This is a genomic window from Cryobacterium sp. MDB2-A-1 (genome assembly GCF_004402675.1).
In the GTDB taxonomy this organism is placed as follows: domain Bacteria; phylum Actinomycetota; class Actinomycetes; order Actinomycetales; family Microbacteriaceae; genus Cryobacterium; species Cryobacterium glucosi.
On the sequence record NZ_SOFK01000033.1, the window covers coordinates 1 to 6072 of the forward strand.

Annotated in this window: 5 protein-coding genes and 1 pseudogene; 2 read left to right on the forward strand and 4 right to left on the reverse strand. The window is 60.9% G+C overall.

What is annotated here, in order from left to right; all coding sequences use genetic code 11:
- Window positions 1-356: hypothetical protein (locus E3O39_RS14230; protein WP_206751193.1), on the forward strand; the 356-nt coding region annotated here is incomplete at its 5' end.
- A 30-nt stretch (window positions 357-386) separates the two neighbouring features.
- Here E3O39_RS14230 and E3O39_RS19555 read toward each other — a convergent pair.
- Complete coding sequence (locus E3O39_RS19555) at window positions 387-1571, reverse strand: ATP-binding protein (protein ID WP_241985091.1); 1185 nt, start codon at window positions 1569-1571, stop codon at window positions 387-389.
- Between the two features lie 78 nt (window positions 1572-1649).
- Here E3O39_RS19555 and E3O39_RS19060 point away from each other — a divergent pair.
- Window positions 1650-1802, forward strand: a pseudogene (locus tag E3O39_RS19060) (IS982 family transposase); the annotation flags it as partial.
- A 292-nt stretch (window positions 1803-2094) separates the two neighbouring features.
- On the opposite strand, the gene E3O39_RS14240 reads toward E3O39_RS19060, so the two are convergent.
- The 3 genes from E3O39_RS14240 to mmsA form a co-directional block, all read right to left on the reverse strand.
- Window positions 2095-3189, reverse strand: coding sequence for a sugar-binding protein (locus E3O39_RS14240; RefSeq protein WP_134450106.1), 1095 nt, complete (start codon window positions 3187-3189; stop codon window positions 2095-2097).
- A gap of 70 nt (window positions 3190-3259) precedes the next feature.
- Complete coding sequence (gene mmsB / locus E3O39_RS14245; protein ID WP_134450107.1) at window positions 3260-4603, reverse strand: multiple monosaccharide ABC transporter permease; 1344 nt, start codon at window positions 4601-4603, stop codon at window positions 3260-3262.
- Window positions 4600-6072: multiple monosaccharide ABC transporter ATP-binding protein (gene mmsA, locus E3O39_RS14250; RefSeq protein WP_134450108.1), on the reverse strand; the 1473-nt coding region annotated here is incomplete at its 5' end. The genes mmsA and mmsB, both read right to left, overlap by 4 nt.

The window sequence follows — 6072 nt, forward strand, 5'->3', positions numbered from 1 at the left end:
CGTACGAGGACTCTGTGCGGCTGGATACCGGCGGGATTGTCACGGGTCTCCGCGAGCTCCTCGGCGCCCAGCTCGTCGCTTATCTGGGCCGGGTGTCGAACACCCGCTCTGTGCGTGAATGGGCGGACGGTTCCCGTGTACCTGGCGCGGACGTCGTCCAGCGATTGCGTACCTCTTTTTATGTGGCCGGCATTTTGAGTGAACGAGAGAGAGCGACGATTGTCCAGGCGTGGTTTCAAGGGATGAATCCGGAGTTGGGTGACAAGTCTCCCGTGGCCTTGTTGCGTGGTGAGCCGTTGGTTGTAGTCGGGCCGATCGTGGTCGCTGCGGCACGGTCGTTCATTGCTCACGGGTAGGTGCCGATGTCGACGCGGGTGCCTTGCGGGCTATTGGCCTTGTCTGGTGATGAAGTCGGCCATGCCGGGCACGGTGAATGCGACGAAACCGCGTTCGGGCGTGTAGATGTGTCCGCTCCGTATCAAGTCTCGGCGATTGACGGAGAGGTCCGTAGTGCGTTTCTTCCGCAAACGGGTCACGAGTTCGGCCATTGATGAGGGGGCGTCGTTGTCGCTGGCCATTGCGGACATGAAGGCCCGCTGTGTCGGGGTGGCCCGCTCCCATCTCGATTGGTAGAGACCCTGCTCGACCTCAGTTCGCGCTGACTCGATGCCGATTTGGGCGTCTTGAAGAGTAATGGTGTCCGTGGCTCGCACGGCCCAGACATGGCTTCCACAGGCTTGGATAAAATAGGGGTATCCCCCAGTTGCTGTCACCGCTGCATCCAGGGCGTCAGGCTCCCAGTCGACTCCGTTGGCACGGGTCGGGGCGGTGAGGGCGTCAGAGGTTGCGGTCGTGTCGAGCAACCCGATCTGGCGATAGTCATAGAGGCGCTCCGCGTAGCTGGTTGCATCGGCGAGCACGGCAGGCAGGGACGGCAACCCTGCTCCAACGAAGACGACGGGGACGGGGAAGACATCTTGGCCCAGATTGTGCAGGGCCACGTTGAGCGCAGCGAGGTCCTCGAATGAGGCTTCTTGGAGTTCATCGACGGCCAGCAAAATGACCGTGTTGGCCTCACGCGCAGCAAGCCCAATGGTTTCTAGGAGCTCTTGGAGATCGACGGCGAGATCGCCGCTGTCAGCCACGCCAGGCTCCGGATCGACGTCGACAGTGAAGGAGTAGGTCCCTGACGGGTCGACACGCACTTGGAAGGAATGCAACACGCTGGCGGCCTTGGACCAGAGCGCTTTTGCGCGGTCAGAGCTTGAGAGGATTCGTCGAAGCGCGAGGTGGAGTTCCTTGGCCAACGCGACGGCCAACGGCTTACCGCTCGAGGCTTCGACCTTCACAAAAACCAGCTTGAGTTCGGCTGCATCGCGTCCGAGCTGGTTGAGCAAGACGGTCTTCCCCACTCCGCGGAGCCCAGAGAGGATCCAGGGTCGTTCCCCCTCCCCCGTTTCCCGCGCCTGGTAGAGCCGGTTACGGAATTCACGGAGGAGGTCGGACCGGCCGGCAAGAAGAGGTGGCACCCGTCCCGCGCCGGGCTTGAACGGGTTCGTCGCAAGTTCCATAACTAAAACGATATAGCCCCGAGTAAACGAATCGTTTACTCGGTCATAGAATTCCTTATAAAATGGCGCACGGGCGCGAAAAGATGCTTCGGGAAACTCGGCGGAATCCGCCAATGGGTCGAGTCCTTCTTCGACACCCTCAAAGGAAAACTCACCCTCGAAGACCACGGTGGACGCACCGTCCCCGGCGTCTACTTCCGCGTTGCCGGTCGCCGCCTCGCCCTTGCCGCATGAATCTGGCACAACTGGCTCCTCGGAACCCCCAAAAAACGATGCCTCACCGCATACGACCAGATCTTTCGCGGGAGAGAAACGATGAACAACGCCGTCTTTGCGTAGGTCACGAGAAGGCCTGCAGTCGGCCGGTTCCGAGCTGTAGTCGGCCAGTATTCCGCCGATCGTGACCACCGATCTGACCGAGAATCGATGCCACTTGTGAGTGCCGGCGAGGGTATGAATGCCTCAGGGCCGACCTCGTGTGAGGCCGGCCCTGATGCCGTTGGATGCTGCAGCGGTTATGGGATTATTTGGTGAGCGGTGCGAGTTTCGGGTCGTTCGCGTAGGCCTCTGCTGCGTTGGCCTTGGTCACGATGACGGGCGGTAGCAAGAAGGCGGGGACGACCTTCTTGCCGTTGTCGTAGGACTTGGTGTCGTTGACCTCGGGGGTTTCGCCCTTCTGAAGTTTCTGGGCCATGGTGATCGCTTGGGTGACGAGCACGCGAGTGTCCTTGTTGATTGTTGAGTACTGTTCGCCTGCCATGATCGACTTGACTGACTCCGCTTCGGAGTCCTGACCCGTGACCACAGGAATGGGCTTACCGGAGGACTTCACCGAGGTGATGATTGCCCGTGCGAGCGTGTCGTTGGGTGAGAGAACTCCATCGATCGTCTTGGTTCCGTAGGTGCTGGTCAGGAGAGAGTCCATCCGGCTCTGCGCGTTCTCGGCTTTCCAGGCGGCGGTCGCCGTCTGCTTGATGTCGACCTGGCCGGAGCCGACGACGAGGGTGCCGTCATCGATCTTCGGCTGGAGGACGCTCATGGCGCCCTTGAAGAAGACTGCTGAGTTGGCGTCGTCGGAGGAGCCTGAGAACAGTTCGATGTTGTACGGGCCGCTCGCCTTTTTGGCCTTGAGCCCATCGATCAGTGCCTGGCCCTGGAGGGCGCCCACCTTGAAGTTGTCGTAGGCGACGTAGTAGTCCACGTCGGCGGTGTTCAGGATGAGCCGGTCGTAGGCGATCACGATCGCGCCGGCGTCGTGGGCTGCCTTGACCTGGGTGCTGAGCTGGCCGCCGTCGGCCGCGCCGATGATGATGACCTTGGCGCCCTTGGTGACCATCGCGGAGATCTGGTCTTGCTGGTCCTTGACCGTGGTGGACGCGCCCGCATACTGCACGTCCCCTGTGAAGCCCGCAGACTTGAGACCGTCTTCGAAGAGTCCGCCAGCGAGGACCCAGTTCTCCGACGTCTTTGACGGAAGGGCGACTCCGATCAACGAGTCAGCGGCGAAGCCGGCCGCTGCAGCCGTCGATCCGCTGCTCGTGTCGCTCCGGGTGGAACACCCGGAGAGTGCCATCAGTGCCACCGCGGCTATTGCTGTGGTCGCGAGGAGTTTTTTCATGTGTGTTTCGCTTTCTTCTCAGTGGTGTTGGGCAGGGTGGTGAAGGTGTGGGGAGAGGGCGCGGCCGAGGTCACGACGACAGGGTCGCCGTGGGCCTCGCGGTGTCTGGTGTTCCAGATCCGGGCACAACGAGGGGTGGTTCGGGCGGGAACTCATTTGTCTTGCGGTTGCGGGTGAGGAGTCCAATGATTGATGGTCGGCCTTGGCTCTTGTTCAAGACGTCCACTCCCACTGCGACCAGGAGTACGAGGCCCTTGATGATCTGTACGCGGTCCGCGCCGACGCCGAGCAGTTGCAGGCCGTTGTTAAGCACAGCCATCACGAGCCCACCGACGATGGAACCGGTCACGGTGCCGATGCCGCCGGACACGGCGGCGCCTCCGATGAAGACCGCGGCGATCGCGTCGAGTTCCCAGCTGAGGCCGTCCTGTGGACCAGAGGCGACCGAGCGGGCTACGAAGATCATCCCGGCCAGGGCCGCGAGGATCGACATGTTCATCATGACGAGAAAGTTGACCCGGCGGGACTTGACGCCGGAGAGTTCGGCCGCGAGCTTGTTTCCGCCGACGGCGTAGATGTGGCGTCCGAAGATCGTGTTCTTCGTCACGAAGGCGTAGAACAACACGAGTACTCCGAGGATGATTCCTGAAACGGGGAAGCTCGTTCCGGTGCGCCCACCCGCGAACAGTACCGTCGCATATACGACGACGCTGCTGAGGAGTACGACCTTTACCGCGCTCACCCAGAGTGGGGCGGGACTAGAGCCCATGATCCGCTGCACCTTTCGGCTGCGCCACTCAGACATGACCACGGCGATCACGACAATCAGTCCGAGCAGAAGCGTGAGGTTGTTGTACCCCGTGTACGGGCCCACCTCCGGGAGATATCCGGCACCGATGACGGTGAAGCCTTCTGGGACGGGGACCGTGTTCGCGTTGCCGATGAGTTGGTTACCGCCTCGGAATATGAGCATCCCGGCGAGGGTGACGATGAAGGCCGGCACGCCGATATAGGCAACCCAGAAACCTTGCCACGCCCCAATTAGGGCACCAACGACGAGGCCGAACACGATGGCAACCGGCCAAGGGAAGTGCCAGTCCTGCATTGAGGTCGCCACGACGATGCCGGCAAAAGCCGCAACGGACCCGACAGAGAGGTCAATGTGGCCCGCGATGATGACCATCACCATGCCGATCGCGAGGATCAGGATGTAGGAATACTGGCTAACGAGGTTGATCAGGTTGCCCGAAGACAGTGTCAGGCCGTGCGTCAGGTATTGGAACAGCACGATGATCGCGATCAGGCTGAACAGGATCCCGAACTGGCGCAGACTGGACCTGCCGCCGCCGAACATTCTCCGCAGGTCACGGATCCCTCCGCTCGTGTTCTTTTCGGTATTCAACTGCTGGCTCATTTGCTGTAGGCCTTCTTCCGGGCGCTGGTCATGCTCTTCATCAGGGTTTCGGGGTCGGCCTCCGCCGCGAGGATGCAATTGGTGATTGCTCCCTCGAAGACCGTGTAAATGCGGTCGGCGAGGCCCAGCAGCTCGGGCAGCTCCGAGGAGATCAGGACCACTCCCTTACCCTGGGAGGCCAGTTTCTGGATGATGCCGTAAATCTCGTACTTCGCGCCGACATCGATGCCCCGGGTCGGCTCGTCGAGGATCAAAAGGTCCGGATCGGTGAACATCCACTTAGCCAGCACGACTTTCTGCTGGTTGCCGCCCGAGAGCTTGTTCACACCCGCGTCCACGCTCGACGTTTTGATTCGTAGGCTCGTGCGGAAGCTTTCCGCGATTGCGTATTCCTTCTCGTCGTTGACAACAGGGCCGCGGGAGATCTTAGACAGCTTCGCGGACACGATCGACCGTTTCACGTCATCGAGCAGGTTCAAACCCAACGCCTTGCGATCCTCACTCACGTAGGCAAGACCGTGGTCAATGGCATCCGAAACGCTGCGGAGCTCGATTTCCACGCCGTCCTTGAATAGGCGGCCTGACAAGTAGTTGCCGTAAGAGCGGCCGAAGATACTCATCGCAAGCTCCGTTCGCCCGGCACCCATTAGGCCGGCAATGCCGACAATCTCGCCCCGGCGAACATTAAGGCTCGAGTTCTTCACGACCATCCGCTCGGGTACCTGCGGGTGTTGCACATTCCAGTCGCGTACCTCGAAGAACACCTCGCCAATGTCGGGGGTGTGCTCCGGGAACCGGCTTTCGAGGCTCCGGCCGACCATGCCACGAATGATGCGGTCCTCGTTGACGCCGTCGTTGACGACGTCGAGTGTTTCGATGGTCTTGCCGTCGCGAATGATGGTGATGGAATCGGCGACCTGCTCGATCTCGTTCAGCTTGTGCGAGATCATGATGGAACTGATGCCCTTGCCTTTGAGCCCCCGAATCAAGTCAAGCAGATGCTGAGAGTCCGCTTCGTTGAGGGCCGCCGTCGGCTCGTCCAGAATCAGGACCTTAACCGACTTGTTGAGCGCCTTGGCGATCTCAACCAATTGTTGCTTACCGACGCCGATGTTCTTGATCAAGGTGTCAGGGTCATCGCGGAGGCCGACCCGGGCAAGAAGTTCCAAAGCGGTCTTCTTGGCCTTGATCCAATCGATGGCACCCCATCTGGTGGGCTCATTGCCGAGGAAGATGTTCTCGGTGATCGAGAGTTCAGGGATGAGCGCGAGTTCCTGGTGGATAATCGCGATGCCAGCCGCTTCGCTGGAGCGAATGTCCTTGAAATGGACGTCCTTTCCCTGGAACACGATGTCCCCGCTGTAGGTGCCATACGGGTAGACGCCCGAGAGCACCTTCATCAGGGTCGACTTGCCCGCCCCGTTCTCACCGCAGATCGCATGGATCTCCCCCGCCGTCACCGTGAGCGA